The sequence below is a fragment of the Cellvibrio polysaccharolyticus genome, assembly GCF_015182315.1.
GTDB classification, from domain to species: Bacteria; Pseudomonadota; Gammaproteobacteria; order Pseudomonadales; family Cellvibrionaceae; genus Cellvibrio; species Cellvibrio polysaccharolyticus.
The window spans coordinates 3,303,138-3,325,317 of the sequence record NZ_PRDL01000001.1 but is presented as its reverse complement, the minus strand read 5'-3'; the positions used below and the strand labels follow the sequence as shown (position 1 = coordinate 3,325,317).

The window sequence follows — 22,180 nt, the reverse complement described above, 5'->3', positions numbered from 1 at the left end:
TTCATTGGTGTCGAGCCTACTTGTAACCGTAGCGGTTTCCGGTTGCTAGTAATTTACCGATAAAACTGTTGTTCAAGCTAAAGCTCCTTTTTCAGGCATCACAGATGCCGCCGAATCTGGCGTCATTTTTAAACGTATAGGCGCAGTTGAATAGCGTAGGGTTCGCTTTTTCAACATTGCCTGTGCCGCAGTTTTCACTTTTTCTGTGATTGACAGCTGCCAAATTCAGGAAAAGCGATTATAAAGCGCCAATGCAGGTTTTGTTTGTAACGGGTGTTGCGAATTTGTAATGCTCTGACTTTTCATGATTGAAAAGGAGGGGTTCATCACATAATTGGGGAATAATATACTAATTGTATAAAGTTGTGTGGCTTTGGGTGTCAATTTCAAGGCGTCAATATCTCTGACGCCTTGATCACGGTGTTTTCACTATCCGGGTTAGCTTTTAACGGTAAGGACGATGCCGATGGCTATAAAACAAACACCGATAATATATTGCGATTGGAATTTTTCTGCGAACAGCAAATAGCTGCCCAGCGGCACCAGAATAAATGCCAGTGCCATATAAGGGTAAACCTTTCCCAAATCAGCTTTTTGCAATACCCACACCCAAGCCAGGGATGTAAGGCCATACAGGGCCATAGCTGTAGCCAGTACGGTGAGTGTTTTGATGGAAAAAAAACTGCCGCTGCTTGCCCATGCGTTGGCGCCCAGCTTGAATAACAGCTGGCCTATTACAATGCCAACCACACAAAATATTGCTACCAGTTGTACCCACATTTCCCTTCAGCTCCGATATTGCTTATTCAGCGCGCCTTTTTGAAGCAGAAGCAGCCTGGTGTCAATCCTTTAATAAGCATGGCTTTCTGCTTCGTGATAAATGTTTGATTTCCTTTTCCTTCAGGCACCCTGCGGTCAAATTTTCTTAACAAATTCCGATTTCAGCTTCATCGCGCCGATACCATCAATTTTGCAGTCGATGTCGTGATCGCCCTCTACGAGGCGGATATTTTTCACGCGGGTGCCGATTTTTACTACCAGCGATGAGCCTTTGACTTTCAGGTCTTTGATCACGGTGATGCTGTCGCCGTCTTGCAAGATGTTGCCTACCGAGTCTTTATATACCGGGCCGCTGGCGGATTCACTGGCTAGCGCTGATGGATTCCATTCATGGGCGCATTCCGGGCATACCAGTAACAGGCCGTCTTCGTAGGTGTATTCGGAAGCGCATTGGGGGCAGGGGGGCAGAGTAGACATGGGTTTCTCTTTGGTTCGGCGGGGTTTGCAATATCACCCGGATTGAAAACAGCGGCAATTATATCCTTAAATTATAAATGTGACATTTTTTCTGTAATAAAAGGTTGTAAGGGGCGGTTTCAGGCCGGTGAGTAGCGGTTGTGCACCTTTCCTTGGTGAGCAACGCTGCCGGTAGGTCGTTTAGCCTTGGGCTGGATGTGGCTGGTGGGCGAATGACGAACTTTTCCGGCAACCCTGTTGTCAGCAGTTACACTGAATCCTGATTGCGCGCTCTTTGTTGTACTGAGGGGCGCGGAACAATAACAAGCGTGGAGAGTTGCTGATGAATCAAATACCTAAAAATGCCGTTGACCTGGTGAGCGGAGACTGTGAGCCTTGCCATGGTGATACCCCGGCCTTAACAGCGGCAGAAATTGAGGAATTTTCCGGGCTGTTGCCCGACTGGCAGGTGATTGAGCGGGACGGCATGTCGATTTTGTCGCGCCAATACCGGTTCAAAAATTTTATGCAGGCGCTGGCTTTTACGCGGGCGATTGCCGATCAGGCGGAGCGTGCCAATCACCATCCGGCTATTTTGGTTGAATGGGGTAAGGCGCGGGTAGAGTGGTGGACGCACAAGGTAAAAGGCTTGCACCGCAATGACTTCATTATGGCGGCCCGTACAGAGCGCCTTTTTAGTGAGCGTGTAGACGAATAAGTAAAGCGGACAGGATTGGCAGCCGCGTTGCCATCTTGTCCGTTAGTTGGCCATAGCAAAAAGGCGATGGAAACATCGCCTTTTTGCTATTTGGTTGCAGGAATCGGTGAGTTAATAAACGCGATACTGCTCGGGAACCTGTTCGATGCTGCCGATGGGCTCCATTAAATTGCGTACCAGGCCATCGGTAAGGCCGTAAATCCAGCCATGAATGGTAAGTTCCTGGCCGCGCTTCCAGGCGTTTTGTACGATATTGGTATGCGACACATTGGCTACCTGCTGCATCACGTTCAATTCGCACAAATGATTCAGGCGGGTGGTGTCATCAGAAATGCCGTCAATCAGGTCTTTGTTGGCAAAGTACACGTCACGGATGCTGCGCACCCAGTAGTCCACCAATCCCAACTGCTTGCCTTCAAGCGCCGCTTTTACGCCACCGCAGGCGTAATGCCCGGTCACCATAATGTGCTTGACCTTCAGATACTCCACGGCAAATTGCATCACCGAAAGGCAGTTCAAATCGGTACTGATAACAATGTTGGCCACATTACGGTGAACGAATAGCTCTCCCGGTAATAGCCCGACGATTTCATTGGCGGGAACCCGGCTGTCCGAACAGCCAATCCACAGGTACTCGGGAGCTTGCTGTTTGGAGAGGGTTGAAAAGAACTCGGGCTGTTCCGATTTGATGGTTTCTGCCCATCGAGTGTTATTGGCAAAGAGATGATTCAGATCAGTCATAGTCAATGTCGTCCGGAATATATGACGTGCAGTATATTTCAAACCGGGCATGTCTCTCAAACCTTGTTGCAAGCGGCGCTTTTTCAAAGCGGCTGACAAATGCTAAGGTGCCGCAATCTATCGGTTCATCTGCAGGGCAGGGAGGGCGTGTGGCCTCGACATCGCAGCAAACAACACTCTATTGGCATGACTACGAAACCTGGGGTGAAGTGCCGTCCCAGGACCGTCCGTCGCAGTTTGCGGGCGTGCGTACCGATACCGATTTGAATATTATCGGTGACCCGCTGATGATGTACTGCAAGCCGGCTCCGGATGTGTTGCCCAAACCGGAGGCTTGTCTGGTTACCGGTTTGTCGCCGCAGGTGGCAGAAGCACAGGGGCTTGCCGAGGCTGCGTTCGTATCTCGCATTGCTGCAGAGTTGAGTCGGCCCGGAACCTGCGGTGCAGGCTACAACTCGATTCGTTTCGATGATGAAGTAACGCGTTACGCGCTGTACCGCAATTTCTATGACCCTTATGAGCGGGAGTGGAAAAACGGCAATTCCCGCTGGGACATCATTGATATGGTACGTATGACGCGAGCTCTGCGCCCGGAAGGCATTAACTGGCCCGATTACGAAGACGGCACGCCCTGCTTCAAGCTTGAGATGCTGACCAAAGCCAACCGTCTTGAGCACGGGCATGCGCATGATGCCTTATCGGATGTCTATGCCACCATCGCCTTGGCTCGTCTGGTGAAGGAGCGGCAACCCAGGCTCTACGACTTTGCCTGGCGCCTGCGGGACAAGCGTTTCGCCAACAGCCTTATTGATATTGATGGTAGCAAGCCGGTATTGCATATTTCTTCCCGATTTTCGGCCGGGCAGGGCAATGCGGCGGTGATGTTGCCGTTGGCGTTGCACCCCGCCAACAAAAACAGTGTGATTGCTTTTAATCTCTCTTCTGACCCTGCTGACTTGTTGAATTTTTCGGCGGAGGAATTGCACGCACGGCTTTATGTTAGGCAGGAAGACCTCCCTGCCGGGCAGGAACGACTGGCGCTGAAAGAAATTCACCTGAATAAAACCCCGATGATTCTGCCGCTGACGATGCTGGATGCCAGCACGGCGCAGCGGCTGGGGCTGGATCGTGGGCGGTGCGAGCGTCATTGGCAGGTCTTTAATCAGCTATCGCTTTTTGAGGGTACGGCGCTACGGGAAAAGCTGGCGGCGCTCTATGCCATGGGGGAATTTGCTCCGCGCACTGATCCCGAGCAAATGCTCTACAGCGGCGGCTTTTTCAGTGATGCCGACAAACGGCTGATGAAAGCTGTGCGGCTATCGGCCCCCGAGGGGTTGGCACAAGCGGATTTTCCGTTTGAAGATGCCCGGCTGCCCGAGCTTTTATTTCGCTACCGCGCACGAAACTATCCGCATACGCTCTCGGCTGAAGAGCAGCAGCGCTGGCAGCAGTTCTGCTATCAGCGGCTGACAGACCCGGCCGCCGGGGCGAGCATTGCCTGGCCAGCGTTTGCCGAGCGGCTGGCGCAGTCGCGGTTGCAAGTGTCTGACGAGGCCCGGCTAATATTGCTGCAACAGTTGCAGGTGTGGGCTGAAGAAAAGTTGCGGATGGCAGGTGGCGATCCACGGCTTTATTTGTAACATTGATAGCGGATTTTACCAGGGCAGCTTATGCCGCATTGGCATGGTTATAAAAGATGCCGCCTCGTGGCTGGTTAAATGAGAAGGTTTACCATATGCCTGTTTAAACAGGAAAAAACAACGAATCCTTAACGAGTGTGTGGGAATTTGTTATTTTTACGAGTACAATCCTGCGCGCTGATTCACCCGTGGTTTACGCCGTATTTACAAACAGAATTCTCGTGGGAGCTCCCTATGTCATCCATCAAAAAAGTGGTTCTGGCCTATTCGGGTGGCCTGGACACCTCCGTAATCGTTAAATGGTTGCAGGAAAATTACGATTGCGAAGTTGTTACATTTACCGCTGATATTGGTCAGGGTGAGGAAGTGGAGCCAGCCCGTGCCAAGGCTCAGGCTTTGGGTGTTAAACAAATCTACATCGACGATCTGCGTGAAGAATTTGTTCGCGATTTCGTATTCCCTATGTTCCGTGCCAATACCATCTATGAAGGTGAGTACTTGCTCGGTACCTCCATTGCGCGCCCTCTGATCGCCAAACGTCTGATTGAAATTGCCAACGAAGTTGGTGCCGACGCCATTTCTCATGGTGCTACCGGCAAAGGCAATGATCAGGTTCGTTTCGAACTGGGAGCTTATGCGCTTAAACCAGGAATTAAAGTGATTGCGCCATGGCGTGAGTGGGATCTGACTTCCCGCGAAACCCTGATGACGTACTGTGAGAAGCACAATATTCCGGTGGATTTCAACAAAAAGAAAAAATCCCCTTATTCTATGGATGCCAACTTGCTGCACATCTCTTACGAGGGCGGCGTGCTGGAAAACCCATGGACCGAAGCTGAAGATGATATGTGGCGCTGGAGTGTTTCTCCGGAAGCTGCACCGGACGTGGCTACCTACATCGACCTGACCTATGAAAAAGGCGATGCGGTTGCTATCAATGGCGAACGTTTGTCACCGGCTACCATTCTGGCGCGTTTGAACGAGCTGGGTGGTGCGAATGGTGTAGGTCGTCTGGATATCGTGGAAAACCGTTACGTGGGCATGAAGTCTCGCGGTTGCTACGAAACCCCCGGCGGTACCATTTTGCTGAAGGCACACCGCGCGATTGAGTCTATTACTCTGGACCGCGAAGTGGCGCATTTGAAAGACAGCTTGATGCCACGCTACGCCGAAATGATTTACAACGGTTACTGGTGGAGCCCGGAGCGCAAAATGCTGCAAACGGCTATCGACGAGTCACAGCAGTTTGTAAACGGTGAAGTACGCGTCAAACTCTATAAAGGTGCTGTACACGTTGTGGGTCGTCGCTCTGCTGACAGCCTGTTCGACGAAAAAGTCGCCACCTTTGAAGATGATGCTGGTGCCTACAACCAGAAAGATGCCGAAGGCTTTATCAAGCTCAATGCGCTGCGTATGCGTATTGCTGCCAACAAAGGCCGTTCGCTGTTCTGATTGTTCTCAGATATGGATATTTAGCCCGGAAGTTGGATGATTTCCGGGTTTAGCTATATCCCGGGATTGTCTTTTGGCTTTCAGTGACCCTCCTGTGATCGCTGCAAAGACTCCGATGCTATAGGACAGGCGCCTGGGCGCCTGTGGTCGTTTGCTCATTCAGTTTAATGGGCAGGCGCATCGCTTATGGCATTGTGAAGACAGTCTGCAAGTTTCTGATATTGATCTGTTTTTAGGTAAATTGATCAATATCAAAGCCGACGGTCGGATTTTGGCGGAAGATGCCACAGTCATGCCATAGGCAACTGCGGAGATCCGATCTCGGCTATGCCCGAATCGGTTCGATTCGTTTTCAGTTTTTAAATTGTCGCTAGGAATGTCCTATGAGTAGTAATGTGGCTGCCGCCAATGACCGTCCGGTCTATAACTACAAGATAGTACGCCAATTCGCCATTATGACCATCGTCTGGGGTGTGGTCGGTATGGCTATCGGAGTGCTTATCGCCGCTCAGCTGTTCTGGCCTGAGTTGAATGATATTTTCCAACCTTACACTCACTTCGGTCGCTTGCGTCCTCTGCACACCAATGCGGTAATTTTCGCGTTTGGTGGTTGTGCGTTGTTTGGTACCTCTTACTACGTTGTGCAGCGTACCTGTCAGGCCAATCTTTTCGGTGGCTGGCTGGTGCCGTTCACCTTCTGGGGATGGCAACTGGTTATTATTCTGGCCATTATTACTTTGCCCCTGGGTTACACCAGCGCCAAGGAATACGCGGAGCTGGAGTGGCCAATTGATATTCTGATTGCGGTTGTCTGGATTTCCTACGCAGTGGTTTTCTTCGGCACTATCGTCAAGCGCAGCACCGACCACATCTACGTCGCTAACTGGTTTTACGGTGGTTTTATTCTGACGATTGCGGTGTTGCATATCGTTAACAGTGCCTTTACGCCGGTTAGCTTGACCAAGTCCTATTCTGCTTACGCCGGTGCTGCCGATGCAATGGTGCAATGGTGGTATGGCCACAATGCGGTAGGTTTCTTCCTGACTGCCGGCTTCCTCGGCATGATGTATTACTTCGTACCCAAGCAAGCGGGTCGTCCGGTTTATTCTTACCAGCTCTCTATCGTTCACTTCTGGGCGCTGATCTCCCTGTACATCTGGGCTGGTGCTCACCACTTGCATTACTCCGCACTGCCGGATTGGACTCAAAGCCTCGGTATGGTGATGTCCCTGATTCTGCTGGCGCCAAGCTGGGGCGGTATGATCAACGGTGTTATGACGCTGTCCGGTGCCTGGCACAAACTGCGTACCGACCCGACACTGCGCTTCCTGGTGGTTTCCCTGTCGTTCTACGGTATGTCGACCTTTGAAGGCCCGATGATGTCCATCAAAACCGTTAACGCCTTGTCACACAACACTGACTGGACCATTGCTCACGTACACGCCGGTGCGCTCGGCTGGGTAGCTATGATCAGTATCGGTGCGGTGTATCACCTGTTGCCAATCCTTTACGGACGCAAGCACATGTATAGCGTGGCGTGGGTAAATATCCACTTCTGGCTGGCTACCATCGGTACTGTTTTGTACATCGCTTCCATGTGGGTAAACGGCATTATGCAAGGTTTGATGTGGCGTGCATTTAATGCTGACGGCACCCTGACTTACAGCTTTGTTGAGGCCGTTGATGCCAGCTACCCGGGCTACTTTGTCCGCTTCCTGGGCGGGGCGTTCTTCCTCGCGGGTATGTTGCTGATGGGATATAACACCTACCGTACAGCCAAGGCTCCTGATGCTGTCGCATTGGATACCAATGTGGCTCCGGCTCCACAGGCGGCTTAAGGGGAAATTCGATGAAAGGTCATGATGTAGTAGAAAAAAATATTGGTCTGATGACTGTGCTGGTGATTGTTGCCATCAGCTTCGGTGGTCTGGTTCAGATCGTACCGCAGTTCTTTTTGAAAGAAACAACCACGCCCGTTGAAGGCCTGATGCCGCTGCCGGCGTTGATCCTTGAAGGCCGTGATATCTATATTCGCGAAGGTTGTCACGTATGTCACACGCAAATGGTTCGTCCATTGCGTGCCGAGGTTGAGCGTTACGGTCACTATTCAGTTGCCGGTGAATCTGTTTATGAGCATCCCTTCCTGTGGGGCTCCAAGCGTACCGGTCCGGATTTGGCCCGTGTAGGTGGTCGTTATTCAGATGACTGGCACAAGGTGCACTTGTTCAACCCGCGTATCGTGGTACCGGAATCGAACATGCCTGCCTTCCCATGGTTGTATGACAACAAGTTGGATGGCAAGCACACCGCTGCCAAAATGCGTGCCCTGCGCCGTGTCGGTGTGCCTTATACCGATGATGATATCGACGGTGCCCGAGCAGCTGTTGAAGGTGTTACCGAGATGGATGCGCTGGTTGCTTACCTGCAGCAACTTGGAATACTGCTTAAAGAGAAACGTTGATTATGGACCAGGGAACGCTTGGCGCCATCTCCACAGTTTTGGTAACGATTGCCTTCATCGGAGTTTGCTGGTGGGCGTTCGCGCCTAAAAGGAAGGGTCGCTTTCGTGACGACGCCAACCTTCCTTTTGCCGACGATGATGAAGAGCAACACAAACAGAATGATCAACATCATCCCGATGATGATGAAGCAGGGCGGAAATAAGCATGGGTATATTTTGGAATTTTTGGATTATCGGTTTAACCCTGACCAACCTTGCGTTGTTGTTATGGGTTCTGCTGGCCAACAGTAAAGTTGCTGTTAGCGATCAGGATCAGGAAGAGAACCGGACTACCGGTCACTCTTACGACGGTATTGAAGAGTACGATAACCCGCTGCCTCGCTGGTGGTTCTACCTGTTTATCGGCACTTTCATCTTTGCCATTGGCTATCTGATTGTTTTCCCGGGTCTGGGTGACTGGAAAGGTGTTTCCGGCTGGACGTCGGTAAAAGAATTGCGTGGCCATCAACAGCAGGCAGATGCCCGTTACGCAGAACAGTTTGGTATCTATGCCAACACGCCTATTGAACAACTGGCGCGTGATCCGGCAGCGATGAGAATGGGCTTGCGTCTGTTCGCCAACAACTGTGCGGTGTGCCACGGTGCTGACGGTGGTGGTAACTTCGGTTTCCCTAACCTGACAGATGACGATTGGCTGTGGGGCGGTACCCCGGAAAAGATCAAGGAGACCATTCTTCATGGTCGTCAGGCAGCAATGCCCGCCTGGTCTGCCATTTTGGGTGAAACCGGCATTACCAACGTCACTGAATATGTACTGTCGCTGTCCGGTAGCGAGCATGATGATGTTAAAAGTACGGCGGGTGAGCAATTGTTTGTTACCAACTGTGCGGTTTGCCACGGCGTAGACGGTAAAGGTAATCAGTTACTGGGCGCGCCTAATCTGACTGACAACATCTGGTTATACGGCGGTGAGCCACACGAAATCCGTCAAACCATCCGTCAGGGCCGTAACGGCATGATGCCTGCACAGCAGGAACTGCTGAAAGAGGAGCGTATCCATCTGTTGGCTGCTTATGTTTACAGCCTGTCCCTTGAGGATGCGGAATAACGCTGCAGTGCATTACAGGAATTCGCTGAGGAATTGATATTTGCTGGCCGCAGGCCTTGAAAATCGCTGGAAAATTACCATTTAATGCATGTAAAATGCATCTTTCAGTGATCGTCATTCTTGACCGCGGCCTGCACGATTCGAGGCAGGTTCCGTAGGAGCAAGTGTTAAAAAGATAAGAGAGGGAAAAGAAAACATTTTTTCTTTTCCCTTTTTTTTCAGCTGTTATCTCTCTTCCTGCGAGGTTTTTCCCTTGAGCGATAAACCAGAGACATCTTCAAAAAACACCGTCCAGCATCAGGACCCCGCCAACGAAATTCGCTACGTAAACCTCTACGAAGCTGCCGACAAAATCTATACCCGTCGCATCACCGGCTTTTACCAACGCTTGCGACGTTACACCGGTATTCCTCTCTTGCTGGGCTATTTGTTGATGCCCTGGTTGGTCATCGATGGCCGGCCCGCCATGTTGTTTGATTTGCCCGAGCGCAAGTTTCATATCCTTTCGTTGACCTTCTGGCCGCATGACGGCATGTTGCTGGCGTTTTTGCTGATTATCGCCGCTTTTGCGCTCTTTACTGTCACCGTGCTGGTGGGGCGTGTGTGGTGTGGTTTTACCTGTCCGCAAACCGTATGGACGCAGATGTTTATCTGGGCGGAACACTTTTGTCAGGGCGATCGGAACAAGCGTATGAAGCTTGATGCCGGCCCCTGGAATGCAGAAAAAATCCTGCGCAAGACCGGCACGCACACCATCTGGCTGGCGATTTCGCTGATTACCGCGCTGACCTTCGTGGGTTACTTTTTCCCGATTCGCGGCCTGATTTATGACCTGGTGACCTTCCAGTCCGATCTGGCACCGGCATTCTGGGTGGTCTTTTTTGCCGGGGCGACTTACATGAACGCCGGCTTCCTGCGCGAGCAGGTGTGTAAATACATGTGCCCTTATGCCCGCTTCCAGTCAGTGATGTACGACCGCGACACCCTGACCGTGTTTTATAACTACAAGCGCGGCGAAAATCGCGGCCCGCGCAAACCCAATGAAGACTACAAGGCAAAAGGACTGGGCGATTGTATCGACTGTTCCTGGTGCGTTCAGGTGTGCCCGGTGGATATTGATATCCGCGACGGGTTGCAGCCGGATTGTATTGATTGCGGCCTCTGCGTTGACGCCTGTAATACCGTGATGGACAAAATGGGTTACGAGCGCGGCCTGATCAGCTTCACCACCGAAGAAGCCATCGAAACCGGCAAAAGCAACGTCTTCCGTCCGCGCCTGGTGGGTTATGCATTTATTTTGCTGGCGATGATCAGTGTCTTTGTTTACACCATCTCCACCCGTGTGCCGGTGGGTATGGAGGTACTGAGAGACAGGGGCGTGCGCATGTATCGCGTCGCCGGTGATGAAATCCAGAACGTCTACACCATCAAAATCAACAACATGGACCGTCATGGCCATGTCTTTGATGTGGCGGTTACCGGAAGTTATAGCTTCGAACTCAAGGGCTATCGCCCAAGTGAAGTGGCAGAAGGTGATATCCTTACGGTTCCTGTGCGGGTAACCGTTAAACGCAGTGAACTGAAAGATGTGCAGACGCCAATCATCATCACGGTGCAGTCACGGGAGAACCCGGATGTTCGGGCTTCCCACTCCACCAGCTTTATTGGTCCTGCTTCGGGCGCCCGTTAACGCCGCCCGGGCGTTCACTTCTCTTGTAGTGAGATATGTATGAGTACTGAAATTATCAAGCCCTGGTATCGCCAATTCTGGTTCTGGTACCTGATGACACCGCTGTTCGTGGTGGTGATTGTGGTTTCCATTCTGATTAGTGTGGCCTACAAAAACGCCGACGACGTGGTTATTGATAACTACTACAAGGAAGGCCGCATGATCAATCAGGTCATGGTGCAACACCGCCGTGCCGCCGAACTGAACCTCACCGGTGCACTGGCGTTTGACCGCGCCACCGGTGACGTAACCCTGGATATGCCAGCGGGCGCGGAGCTGCCGGATACCTTATTGTTGCTGCTCGATCATCCCTTCGAGGCCGATCTGGATCAAACCGTCATCCTCAATCGCCTGACAGACCAGCGTTATGCCGGTCAGCTGGATAAGACCATTGACCATATGTGGTACCTGACGCTGATTCCTGAACTCGACAAAAATCAGCGCAAGAACGCCGATTGGGTGTTGAGCGGTCAGATCCGTTTTACCGAAGGTGACTTTATCGTTCTCCAACCGCTGGCGCATTGATAACAAGCTATGTCCACTGCTGACGGCCCTGTTGCGGGGCAACCCTGTTTTCATTGTGGTTTGCCGGTTCCTGCCAGCCCCGGGTTTCCGGTGGCAATCAATGGCAAGCAGGAGTGGATGTGTTGCCCCGGCTGCCAGGCGGTAGCGACCGCCATTGTTGATGGTGGTCTGGACAATTTTTACCGTTTTCGCACCAGCGTCAGCGCCCGTCCCGAGGCGGACGGGAATACCCTGAATACCCATTGGTCTATTTATGATCTGCCGGAAATTCAGGCAGACTTCGTCACCCCGCTGGATGATGAGCAGGATATCCGCCAGGCCAACCTGCTACTTGAAGGCATTACCTGCGCGGCCTGTTCCTGGCTTATTGAAACCCACATGAAAAAGCAGACCGGTGTCCGGTCGGTAACCATCAACGTTACCACCCACCGCTGTACGCTACTGTGGTCCGGTAAAGAGCAAAATCTCTCCGCACTCATGGCCGCGCTGGCCGACATCGGTTATTCCCCCCGCCCGGCAACGGACGAGCAGCAGCAGGAGCTGGTGCGCAAGGAAAACCGCATGGCGTTGATGCGCATCGGGGTTGCCGGCTTCGGCATGATGCAGGCGATGATGGTGGCAGTAGGTATGTACACCGGCGCCAGCGAATTCTGGGTGGAATTTTTGCGTTGGCAAAGTTTGATTGCCGCCACCCCGGTTATCCTGTTCAGTGCTCAGCCTTTTTTCAAAACCGCGTGGCGAAGCCTCAAGGCCGGGCAGTTGGTGATGGATGTGCCGGTCGCGCTGGCAATGGGGCTGGCTTACCTCGGCAGCTTGTACGCCACCGTGCGCGGCACCGGTGAAATCTACTTTGAATCCGTTTCAATGTTTGCCTTCTTCCTGTTGTTGGGGCGTTACATCGAGATGCGGGCCCGTCATAAAAATCGTCAGGCTTTCGGCAATCTCGCCCAGTTGATGCCGCTGACCGCCTGTTGTTTGCCCTCCGACAATAGCCATCCCTCGCTGACAGAATTGAACGCCAACACCGAATTGCAGCAAGTACCTTTGAAATTGTTGCGCCCGGGTGACCGGGTGCTGGTACGGGCTGGCGAAACTTTCCCCTGTGACGGTGTGGTTGAAGACGGGCAGAGCAGTGCGGTAGAGGCCATCCTCACCGGTGAATCGGTTCCGGTCGCCAAGCAACCGGGCGATCAGGTGATTGCCGGCACTTTGAATAACGACAGCTCGCTGGTGGTGAGCGTATCCGCCACCGGTGCGGCAACGCGCCTGTCAGCTATCGAACGCCTGGCGGCGCAGGCATCGTCTGAAAAGCCGGTGCAGGTCACCATGGCAGACCGCATTGCGCGGTTTTTTATTGCCCGCCTGCTGGTTATTTGTGTGGCAGTGTTTGCCTTCTGGCTGTGGTACGACGCGTCACGCGCTTTCTGGGTAACCTTGTCGGTGCTGGTGGTCACGTGCCCTTGTGCACTGGCGCTGGCAATGCCGGCGGCCCTGAGTGCGGCCACGGCCAACTTGCGCAAACGCGGTTTTTTAATTGCCCGTGGCCATGTGATTGAAAGCCTCACCGGGATCAATCGCGTGGTGTTTGATAAAACCGGTACGCTGACCCGTGGACAATTTGTTATTCAACAACAGATCGCCCTGGGATCAACCGGCAACGCCGACTGTCTGATACTTGCCAGCGCGCTGGAACTGCGGGCCAATCACCCGCTTTCGGCGGCTTTTGACCACCAGGCCGCGTTACCGGAGGTACAACAATTCCGGCAGGTTACCGCCGCCGGGGTTGAAGGTTTTATCGCCGGTAAACACTACCGGCTCGGTCGCCCCGATTTCGCCGCAGCGTTGTATACAACAAGCCCGGAAAATTCGCTTCCGACACTGCCGGACAGCGAAAAAACCTGGTTGTTATTGGCGAACACGGACGAGCCTTTGGCATGGTTCGGCCTGGCCGATGAAATTCGTCCGGGCGCCAAAGCGCTGGTGCAGGCTTTGCGTGCCGATGGCATTGCGGTGGCTTTGTTGAGTGGCGATCAGTCCGGCGCCGTTGCGCACCTGGCCGCCGAGCTGGGCATAGATACCTTTGTCGCCGGCGCCAGCCCGGATGACAAATTGTCGCACTTGCACACCTGGCAACAACAGGGTGATAAGGTACTGATGATGGGGGATGGCATTAACGATGTGCCGGTACTTTCGGGTGCCGATGTCTCTGTTGCCATGGCTGCCGCTTCTGACCTGGCGCAAACCAGAGCCGATTCGGTGTTGCTGAATGACGATCTTATGGTGGTTCATGAAGCCATGGTCATCGCCCGTCGCACTCGCCGTATCATTCGGCAGAACCTGCGCTTTTCGCTGGCTTACAATATCGTGGCTTTACCCCTCGCTTCGGCAGGCTGGATTGCTCCCTGGATGGCCGCCATTGGTATGACGGCAAGTTCTCTGGTAGTGATTTTCAACTCGCTGCGACTGAGTGATAACGACCAGCAAAAGTAGCGATTTTGCTCGCGGTTTACCAACTGCCTGATTCATGCAGTTGGTAAATGACATGCACCCCTTGCCGGTGTTTTTTTACAAACACTGTGTATAAACAATGAGAGGCTGAGTGTGGAAATTTATTTTTTTATCATTCCTGTCGGACTGATCTTTATCGGCCTTGCGATTCGTTTTTTGTTTTGGGCGCTGAAAAGCGGCCAATACGATAACCTGGAAACAGAAGCCAACCGTATTCTCTTTGATGATGATACGCCTCTGGAACAACCTGCCAAACCGCAGCCAGCTGCAACCGGAAAAGATTCGTCGCCAGACAAAGTGGATTAACAATGGCAGCTTTTTTGTGGTGAAAACGGGTTACTTATGATTGAGTGGGCTTCGTTGCTTTCTGCGTTTTTGCTCGGGTTACTCAGCAGTGCCCACTGCGTGGGTATGTGCGGCGGCATTATGGGCGCTCTGGTCATGGCGATTCCGGCGGAAGCCCGTCAACGACGTGTTCAGCTGGTTACGGCTTACAATATCGGGCGCATTCTCAGTTATGCTTTCATGGGCGCGATTACCGCGCTGTTTGCCGGTGCCATCATTATGGCGGGCGGTGCTGCCTGGTTACGTGTTGTTGCCGGTTTGTTACTGATTGCGATGGGCTTGTACCTGGCCAACTGGTGGCGAGGGCTCACCCGTCTGGAAACCTTGGGGCGTTACCTGTGGGTGTATTTGCAACCCCTGGGTAAAGGCTTGCTTCCTGTGCGTTCGGTCTCCCAGGCTTTTTTTCTCGGTGCTTTGTGGGGCTGGCTGCCGTGCGGGCTGGTATATACCGCGCTGGCCTTCAGTATGACCCACGGCAATATGGCTCCCTTGTTGATGCTTGCATTTGGTCTCGGCACTTTGCCAGCGGTAATGGCTACCGGCCTCGCCGCCGAGCGTTTTGCCGGCCTGCTGCAAAAGCGCTCGGTGCGCACCGGCTTTGCGCTGCTGATTATTGCCTTCGGTATCTGGACACTGGCGGCCGCCACCGGCCATCACCATCATGATCACAGCGATCACAGCGATCACAGCGATCACAGCGATCATGACCATGGCGCCTCTGTGGAAAATCATGATCATCATGACGCATCAACGAGCAGCCACGATCATCACAGTGCGCCGATTGATCACAACCAAAGCACGTCCGATCAGCATGGCGCTCATGAGCAGCTTCCTGAATCAGATCCCAATGCGCCTCAGCAACATAATGCCCATCCGGTTGAAAATCCGGACGCTCACAATGACCACCAACACCATCACTAGATTGCCGCGCTGAAAATAATAGCGGTATTTTTTTCTGCCTTTATTTTGATGAATTCTTCGTCTGCCTTCACTTTTTCGCAATTCGTCAGTTTGTTGGCGGATTGCGGAAGTCGCTCACATATTCTTGCATTTCCCCCTTTGTGATTCCCGGGTTTGGCGTGTTAATGTCAAGCTTGTGAGGAGCTTCCAACTATAGCGGCTATAATCACTCCAATAACATTGCTGACTTTTGAATCTATTATGTCTATCCCGAACGTACCCTGCCAGAGAGTGAAAAATGATCAACGCCTTGCGTAACGGCTTATGCATTGCCTGCGCCCTCTGGACATTCAAGGCCACTGCACAGGAAACCGCAGAACCAACCACGCCGCCCAACGATGGTTGTACCTATCTGGATCAGCGCGTCATCCTCGCCGAGCGCCCCAAGGCTGGTGCCAAGCGGGATACGCGCGATCCTTTTGCGGGGCATGAAGGTAAAACGATTCGTAACATTGTTCTCAAAACGATTGATGTATTCGACGAGGAGAATCCGGAAGAAAACAATCGTCTGTATCGTTTTGTAAACAGTCTGCACATTAATACTTTGCCGAATGTCATCAAGTCGCAGTTGCTGTTTAAAGAAGGCGATTCCTTGCGGGTAGATTCGGTACACGAGACCGAGCGTATTTTGCGTACGCGCAGTTATTTGACCAACGCCTATATTCAGCCTGCGGCAATTTGCGATAACGAAATTGATGTGCTGGTAGTAACCCAGGACGCCTGGTCACTGGAGCCGGAAGTTTCCTTCAAACGCAAAGCCGGTGAAAGCGAATCCGGTTTCGGTATTAGCGACGATAATATTTTCGGTACCGGCAACAGTGCCAAAATTGAATACGAACAGCTCGCCGATCGTAACAGTATCGGTTACAGCTTTCGCAACCCGCATTTTTTGAACAAGCCTTACTCTATTCAGGTGTCATACGCCGATACCAGTGATGGTAGAAATACCTTGTTCAGTTTCTCCCGCCCGTTTTATTCGCTGAATACACCCTGGTCAGCCGGTGTGCTGGCGCAAGATATTACCGAGGTGAATCCGATTCGCTCCGGTGGCAAAATTATTAATGAGTTTCGCCACCAGATTGTAAAACAGGAAATTTATGCCGGTCTGGCAACGCGTATTCACTCCGATTTTACTGACCGCTGGTATGTGGGTATAACCAAAGAAGAAGATTCTTTTTACGCGACTGAAAAAACAGAACAGGGCATACCGGAATACCGCAAGGCGGTTTATCCGTGGATTGGTTACGAATATATTCGTAATGAATTCGGTGTTTACCGCAACGTCAACCAGATCAACCGTACCGAAGATATTCCGCTGGGTATCAATGCCGATTTCAGATTGGGTTACGGCGGCACCGCATTGGATGGCGCCGATGAAATGATTCGTTACATGGGCGAAATTTCCAACGCTCGCGATGTTCGCGGTCGTCATGTGCTGGAAATGGGCGCGCATGTGGATGGTCGTTATGGCCTGAAATCCAATTTCAAAGACAGCACAATTATTGGCGGTAAGGTTGCCTACAACTATTTTCTTGATGAAAAAAATCGTTGGTATGCCAGCCTCAATGTGGCTGCCGGGCAAAACCTGGAGCAATACGAACAGTTAACCGGTGGCGATACCACAGGCTTGCGCGGTTACCCGACCGACTATCAGCGCGGCAATAAACGCTATGTGGTTTCCATAGAACGTCGTTACTTCTCCGACGTTCACCTGTTTAACCTGGTTCGTATGGGCGGCGTTATTTTTGTGGATGGCGGGCGCGTTTGGGGTGACAACGATGGTATCTCCAATCCTTTTCTTGCCAACGTCGGTTTTGGTTTGCGCCTCAGCTCCAGTAAAGTACGGGTGGGTAATGTGATTCACATTAACGTGGCGACGCCGCTGGTCGAACGTGAAGGTATCAGTGATTTACAATTACTGGTTCATGCCCAGCAGTCCTTCTAGTGGGCCTGGCATTTAATAACGGGTAACCGTTTGTAATACAGCATCGACGATGACCGGTTGCAGCCGCTCATCGTCGTTTTCTTTTAAAAAAGCCGTTGTCATAAAGTGAAGTACAAGCGGTAAGCATCGGAGATTTTTCATGCGTTTATTACACACCATGCTGCGCGTCGGCAACCTTGAACGTTCCATCGCTTTCTACACCGAAACCCTGGGTATGAAGCTGTTGCGCAAGGAGGATTTTCCGGGGGGAGAATTTACCCTGGCCTTTGTCGGTTACGGCGACGAGTCAGACCACTCGGTTATTGAATTGACCTACAACTATGGTGTGGAAAAATACGAGCTCGGAACTGCTTACGGACATATCGCGCTGGGTTGCGACGATGTGTATGCAACCTGTGAAAAAATCCGCGCCGCTGGCGGCAAGGTGGTTCGTGAGCCGGGCCCGATGAAGCACGGCACGACCATTCTGGCGTTCGTAGAAGATCCGGACGGTTACAAGGTAGAGTTGCTGGGTGTTAAATAAGCCGGCAGGGCGAACTATAAAAAAGGGCAGATGGTGATTCCATCTGCCCTTTTTGTTTTATGGGGAAGGCGTTTCCGGTGGCGGGCGGCTGGTTGCAAGCGTACCCACCTCTTCATTTTGTAGCAGCTCTTTGTGGCTATCATTTTCGGCCTGTCGCAACCATTCTTTCCAGATCGCCACCAGCAATGCCATCAATACCGGGCCGATAAACAAACCCACCAGCCCCATGGTTTGTACACCGCCAATCAGGCCAAAAAACGTGGGTAGAAAGGGCAGCTTGATGGGCCCGCCGACCAGGCGTGGACGCAAGGTTTTATCGACGATAAACAGCTCGATAGAACCCCACATAAAGAGCGCGATGCCCTCGATAACATGGCCCGAGCCGAACAGGTACAGCGACACCAGGGTAAACGCCAGCGGCGCACCGCCGGGAATCAATGCCATAAAGCCGGTGATTACCCCCAGCGCCACCGGCGAGGGCACACCAGCAATCGCGTAGGCGATACCGAGAATCACCCCTTCACCCAGCGCGATAACGCCCATGCCGATCACGGTAGAGCTGATAGTGGCCGGTACTACACGGGAAAAGCGCTGCCATTGGTCGGGGAGAATACGCTCGCCAATTTTGTCCAGCTGCAAGCTCAGGCGAATGCCGTCTTTATAAATAAAGAACAGCGTGATCAGCATAAAGAGCAGGGTCAGTGCGAGGTGAAATGCCTTGCCGCTGAAAGCCAACGCCCAGCGATAAATATTGCCCAGATGTTCGCCGCTGATTACCTGCACCCATTCGCCAAGTGCGTGGGGTTTGCTGAGGTTGGCCTCCCAATAAGGAGTAAGCCAGTCGCCAATGCCAGGCAAGGCAGAAATCCATTCCGGCATGGCCGCGCCATCGCGGTTGGCGATGATCAACCACTCAATCCACTGCCGCGCTTCCTGCAAGGCGTAGGAAAAGGCCATCGCGATAGGGATAACCAGCACCGTGAGAATGACCAGCAGCGCCAGTGTGGCGGCGGCGGCGGTGTTGCCGCGGCAGAGTGTGAGCAGCCGTTCGTACAGTGGCCAGCTGGCAAAACCGATGATAAGTGCTGCCAGAACCGGCACCAGGAAACCGCTGAAGAAGTAGATACCGGCAATCAGGACAAAGATCAGTAACCAGCGAGCAAAAGCTTTTTCGGGCAAAACAGACGACATAAAAACCATTCCGACTCTGTCAACAGAGCTTTGATTGTAAGTCACTCCCCGGCAAATTGCCTACCGCTAAGTGAGTCGCGTTTACAGCCTCCGCCTCCGGCAAAGGGTAAGCACCGGTGATACACTCCTGCTTTTCACCGGGAAATCGTTCATGGCCTCTCGCACTTTTCAGTCTCTGCAGTTCGACAACCGGTTTATCCAGCAGCTTCCCGCTGACCCGGAGCACCGTAATTTCCCCCGTTCTGTGGAGGGCGCTTTGTGGTCGGAAGTTCAACCCCGGGTTGCCTCCCGTCCCTCATTGGTGGCGTATTCCAGCGATGTTGCCAATGATCTGGGGTTTGATCTCACCGACGCCGACAAGACGCTATTCACCGAGGTGATGGCCGGCAACCGGTTGCTACCGGGTATGCAGCCTTACGCCATGGTTTATGGCGGCCACCAGTTTGGCAACTGGGCCGGTCAATTGGGTGACGGGCGGGCTATTAATCTTGGCGAGGCAGTAACGCCGCAGGGCGATCATCTTACCCTGCAACTGAAAGGTGCCGGGTTAACCCCTTATTCCCGCACCGCCGATGGCCTGGCGGTGTTGCGCTCATCGGTGCGTGAATTTCTCTGCAGTGAGGCGATGCATTATCTCGGTGTGCCCACCACCCGGGCCCTCAGCTTGGTAACCACCGGCGATAACGTCAGACGGGATATGTTTTACAACGGCCGGCCGGAATGGGAGCCGGGCGCGGTGGTGTGTCGGGTCGCCCCGTCCTTTACCCGCTTCGGTCATTTCGAGTTACCTGCATCGCGCGGGGATATAGCCTTGTTGCGCCAGCTGGTGGATGTGACCCTGCGCAACGATTTTCCGCAATTTGGCGAACCGGGCAAGGCGGCGTATATCGCCTTCTTTCACGACGTCAGCCGCCGTACAGCGGAGATGGTTGCTCACTGGATGCGGGTCGGCTTTGTGCATGGCGTGATGAATACCGACAATATGTCCATTCTCGGGCTGACCATTGATTATGGCCCCTACGGCTGGCTGGAAGGATTTGACCCGGCATGGACGCCCAACACCACGGATGCTGAGGGTCGCCGCTATCGCTACGGCAACCAGCCGTCGGTGGCGCTGTGGAATCTGGCGCAGCTGGGTAACGCACTCTATCCGTTGGTGGAAGAGGTCGAACCGCTGAATGCCGGGCTTGATGTGTATCGACAAACCCTTGAGCAGGCTCGCCAGCTGGATATGACCGCCAAGCTGGGTTTACAACAGTGGCAGCCCGAGGATGACCTGCTGATTGATGACTTGCACCGGGTGTTGCAACTTACCGAAACAGATATGACGATCTTCTATCGTCACCTCGCTGACGTGGACTTGCAGCTCAATAGCGTGGCGGCAGAAACTATTGATGCTTCGCTGCTGGCCGAGGCGCTTTACCGGGCGCCGCCAGCCGGTTATCAGCAGCAACTGCAAAACTGGTTGCAGCAATATCGCCTGCGCGTGCAGCAGGAGGCGCAGCAGTATGACGATGCCTTGAACCGGCGTTATCGGTTGATGCAATCCACCAATCCCAAATATGTGTTGCGCAATTATCTGGCGCAACAGGCGATTGACCTGGCGACTGATGGCGATTATTCCATGGTGCAGCGGTTGCTGGACGTGCTGAAACGACCCTACGACGAACAACCCGAACATCAGGATCTCTTTGCCAAACGCCCGGAGTGGGCGCGCAACAAGGCGGGCTGCTCGATGTTGTCATGCAGCTCCTGACGCAGCGCGTTGCTGCCGGGCTATGGCCGTGCTGATAAAAGTGAGGAGGCTGCGCGGCTGAGGTGCAGGGCAGTTCGCTGGAATAGCAAAATAGTTACAAAAAATTAAGCGTGTATTAACGCGCACTATTGGATAATGGCATCATCTCGACACTGACTACAGGTAATTTATGATCAGAAAAATTCTTGCGGCTATCTTTGGCTTGCTGGCCTTGTTCGGCCTGCTGGTCGGGTTTATCACCTACCGCATTTTCCGCCTTTTCAAAAAGCCGGTTTCCCCCGAAGAGCGGGAAAAAATTCAGCGCACTTTTTTCAAAACCCTGTTTTTGCTGTTGGGTTACGTTGCCAAGTCTGACGGCCGTATTTCGGAAACCGAAATTGCCCTGACGGAATCGCTGATGAGCAAAATGGGCTTGACCGCGGAACACCGTAAGGAAGCCATTTTATTATTTAAAACCGGTGCAGGTGCCGACTTCAACCCGGATGAAGCCTTGCGCCAGTTTCGTGAAGACTGCTCACGCAGCCGCAACCTGACGCAAATGCTACTGGTTTATTTGATCAATCTGGCCATTGCCGATGGGCAGCTGCAACAGGCAGAAGCCACCGTGCTGCGCCGCATTGCTGAAGGGTTGGGCATCTCCAGCTTTGCCTTCGAGCAAATTCTCGGCATGATTCAGGCGCAAAACAGTTTTGGCGGCGGTCAGCACCGGTACACCGGTGGCGGCAACCAGGCACCAGGCCCGGATCAGTTAGCTTTGGCTTATAAGGCGCTGGGTGTTTCTGCCAGTGCATCTGACGCCGAGGTCAAAAAAGCCTGGCGTAAATTGATGAGCGAATACCACCCGGATAAATTGATGGGCCAGGGTATGCCGCAAGATATGATCAAGGAAGCAACGGAGCGGTCGCAAGAAGTGCAGGCGGCCTACGATCTGATTAAAAAATCCCGCGGGCGTTAATCGCACCCTGCAGTTTGTGGCGGGGAAGTGTCGAATCAGGGGCGCAGGCGTGATGGCCTGCGCAAACTTCTCTACCGGGTTTGCGTTTCCCCCGGCGCTCCCTAGAGTTAAGAGTACATCCTGTTTTATTAAACGAGGTACTCTGTATGGCAACGCAACAACCAGGTAAACCCGCCGAACACACCCCGGAACAACCCGAGCCGCTGGTAAATCCGCCGGTTGAATTGCCGCCCGAAACGCCTGATGAAAAACCGGTGCAGGAGCCGGAAGAAGCGCCGCACCACCAGCCGGAAGAGTATCCTGTTGAAGAGCCGGTCGAAATTCCCGCCGGTGAATCCACCGAGTTACCGCCCATGGATTCGCCGGATGAACTGAATGGTTAAGCGC

Annotated in this window: 21 protein-coding genes; 17 read left to right on the top strand and 4 right to left on the bottom strand. The window is 52.9% G+C overall.

Translation table 11 applies throughout. From position 1 onward, the window contains the following. Window positions 1–438: 438 nt before the first annotated feature. The gene (locus C4F51_RS14050; RefSeq protein ID WP_193910839.1) at window positions 439–780 is read right to left on the bottom strand and encodes a DMT family transporter; all 342 of its coding nucleotides are present in this window, start codon (window positions 778–780) and stop codon (window positions 439–441) included. A gap of 135 nt (window positions 781–915) precedes the next feature. Continuing rightward, the gene (locus C4F51_RS14045; RefSeq protein ID WP_193910837.1) at window positions 916–1,257 is read right to left on the bottom strand and encodes a zinc ribbon domain-containing protein YjdM; all 342 of its coding nucleotides are present in this window, start codon (window positions 1,255–1,257) and stop codon (window positions 916–918) included. A 322-nt stretch (window positions 1,258–1,579) separates the two neighbouring features. Between C4F51_RS14045 and C4F51_RS14040 the strand changes: the two genes are divergently transcribed. Continuing rightward, window positions 1,580–1,954, top strand: coding sequence for a 4a-hydroxytetrahydrobiopterin dehydratase (locus C4F51_RS14040; protein WP_193910835.1), 375 nt, complete (start codon window positions 1,580–1,582; stop codon window positions 1,952–1,954). Window positions 1,955–2,065: 111 nt separating this feature from the next. On the opposite strand, the gene can is transcribed toward C4F51_RS14040, so the two are convergent. Beyond that, window positions 2,066–2,695, bottom strand: coding sequence for a carbonate dehydratase (gene can / locus C4F51_RS14035; protein WP_193910833.1), 630 nt, complete (start codon window positions 2,693–2,695; stop codon window positions 2,066–2,068). A gap of 149 nt (window positions 2,696–2,844) precedes the next feature. Here can and sbcB point away from each other — a divergent pair, with 149 nt between their 5' ends. The 13 genes from sbcB (at window position 2,845) to gloA (ending at window position 17,891) form a co-directional block, all read left to right on the top strand. Beyond that, window positions 2,845–4,335, top strand: coding sequence for an exodeoxyribonuclease I (sbcB, locus tag C4F51_RS14030; RefSeq protein WP_328701379.1), 1,491 nt, complete (start codon window positions 2,845–2,847; stop codon window positions 4,333–4,335). Window positions 4,336–4,569: 234 nt separating this feature from the next. Next, window positions 4,570–5,787, top strand: a complete 1,218-nt coding sequence (locus tag C4F51_RS14025) for an argininosuccinate synthase (RefSeq protein WP_193910829.1) — start codon at window positions 4,570–4,572, stop codon at window positions 5,785–5,787. Window positions 5,788–6,170: 383 nt separating this feature from the next. After that, window positions 6,171–7,625 carry a cytochrome-c oxidase, cbb3-type subunit I gene (ccoN, locus tag C4F51_RS14020; protein WP_193910826.1) on the top strand — a complete coding sequence of 485 codons (1,455 nt, stop codon included), beginning with the start codon at window positions 6,171–6,173 and terminating at the stop codon, window positions 7,623–7,625. Window positions 7,626–7,636: 11 nt separating this feature from the next. Continuing rightward, window positions 7,637–8,248 carry a cytochrome-c oxidase, cbb3-type subunit II gene (ccoO, locus tag C4F51_RS14015; RefSeq protein WP_193910824.1) on the top strand — a complete coding sequence of 204 codons (612 nt, stop codon included), beginning with the start codon at window positions 7,637–7,639 and terminating at the stop codon, window positions 8,246–8,248. Window positions 8,249–8,250: 2 nt separating this feature from the next. After that, window positions 8,251–8,451, top strand: a complete 201-nt coding sequence (locus C4F51_RS14010; protein ID WP_193910821.1) for a cbb3-type cytochrome oxidase subunit 3 — start codon at window positions 8,251–8,253, stop codon at window positions 8,449–8,451. 2 nt (window positions 8,452–8,453) lie between these two features. Continuing rightward, the gene (gene ccoP / locus C4F51_RS14005) at window positions 8,454–9,356 is read left to right on the top strand and encodes a cytochrome-c oxidase, cbb3-type subunit III (protein WP_193910818.1); all 903 of its coding nucleotides are present in this window, start codon (window positions 8,454–8,456) and stop codon (window positions 9,354–9,356) included. A 253-nt stretch (window positions 9,357–9,609) separates the two neighbouring features. Next, window positions 9,610–11,046, top strand: coding sequence for a cytochrome c oxidase accessory protein CcoG (gene ccoG / locus C4F51_RS14000; protein WP_193910816.1), 1,437 nt, complete (start codon window positions 9,610–9,612; stop codon window positions 11,044–11,046). A gap of 39 nt (window positions 11,047–11,085) precedes the next feature. After that, a complete protein-coding gene (locus tag C4F51_RS13995; protein WP_193910814.1) occupies window positions 11,086–11,610 on the top strand; it encodes a FixH family protein in 525 nt (174 codons plus the stop codon). Between the two features lie 9 nt (window positions 11,611–11,619). Beyond that, window positions 11,620–14,100, top strand: a complete 2,481-nt coding sequence (locus tag C4F51_RS13990; protein WP_193910812.1) for a heavy metal translocating P-type ATPase — start codon at window positions 11,620–11,622, stop codon at window positions 14,098–14,100. A gap of 111 nt (window positions 14,101–14,211) precedes the next feature. Further along, window positions 14,212–14,424 (top strand): cbb3-type cytochrome oxidase assembly protein CcoS, encoded by a 213-nt coding sequence (gene ccoS / locus C4F51_RS13985; RefSeq protein WP_193910810.1) that lies wholly within the window; start codon window positions 14,212–14,214, stop codon window positions 14,422–14,424. A 36-nt stretch (window positions 14,425–14,460) separates the two neighbouring features. Continuing rightward, on the top strand, window positions 14,461–15,384 hold the full coding sequence (locus tag C4F51_RS13980; protein WP_193910808.1) for a sulfite exporter TauE/SafE family protein: 924 nt from the start codon (window positions 14,461–14,463) through the stop codon (window positions 15,382–15,384). A 277-nt stretch (window positions 15,385–15,661) separates the two neighbouring features. Then, window positions 15,662–17,368 (top strand): BamA/TamA family outer membrane protein, encoded by a 1,707-nt coding sequence (locus C4F51_RS13975; protein ID WP_193910806.1) that lies wholly within the window; start codon window positions 15,662–15,664, stop codon window positions 17,366–17,368. 139 nt (window positions 17,369–17,507) lie between these two features. Further along, complete coding sequence (gene gloA / locus C4F51_RS13970; RefSeq protein WP_193910804.1) at window positions 17,508–17,891, top strand: lactoylglutathione lyase; 384 nt, start codon at window positions 17,508–17,510, stop codon at window positions 17,889–17,891. Between the two features lie 57 nt (window positions 17,892–17,948). On the opposite strand, the gene C4F51_RS13965 is transcribed toward gloA, so the two are convergent. Beyond that, a complete protein-coding gene (locus tag C4F51_RS13965) occupies window positions 17,949–19,082 on the bottom strand; it encodes an AI-2E family transporter (RefSeq protein WP_193910802.1) in 1,134 nt (377 codons plus the stop codon). Window positions 19,083–19,233: 151 nt separating this feature from the next. Here C4F51_RS13965 and C4F51_RS13960 point away from each other — a divergent pair, with 151 nt between their 5' ends. The 3 genes from C4F51_RS13960 to C4F51_RS13950 all read left to right on the top strand — a co-directional run bounded on the left by C4F51_RS13960 (window position 19,234) and on the right by C4F51_RS13950 (window position 22,176). Next, the gene (locus C4F51_RS13960; RefSeq protein ID WP_193910800.1) at window positions 19,234–20,838 is read left to right on the top strand and encodes a protein adenylyltransferase SelO; all 1,605 of its coding nucleotides are present in this window, start codon (window positions 19,234–19,236) and stop codon (window positions 20,836–20,838) included. Window positions 20,839–21,007: 169 nt separating this feature from the next. Next, window positions 21,008–21,793, top strand: coding sequence for a co-chaperone DjlA (djlA, locus tag C4F51_RS13955; protein WP_193910798.1), 786 nt, complete (start codon window positions 21,008–21,010; stop codon window positions 21,791–21,793). 146 nt (window positions 21,794–21,939) lie between these two features. Then, complete coding sequence (locus C4F51_RS13950; protein WP_193910787.1) at window positions 21,940–22,176, top strand: hypothetical protein; 237 nt, start codon at window positions 21,940–21,942, stop codon at window positions 22,174–22,176. Window positions 22,177–22,180 lie beyond the last annotated feature (4 nt).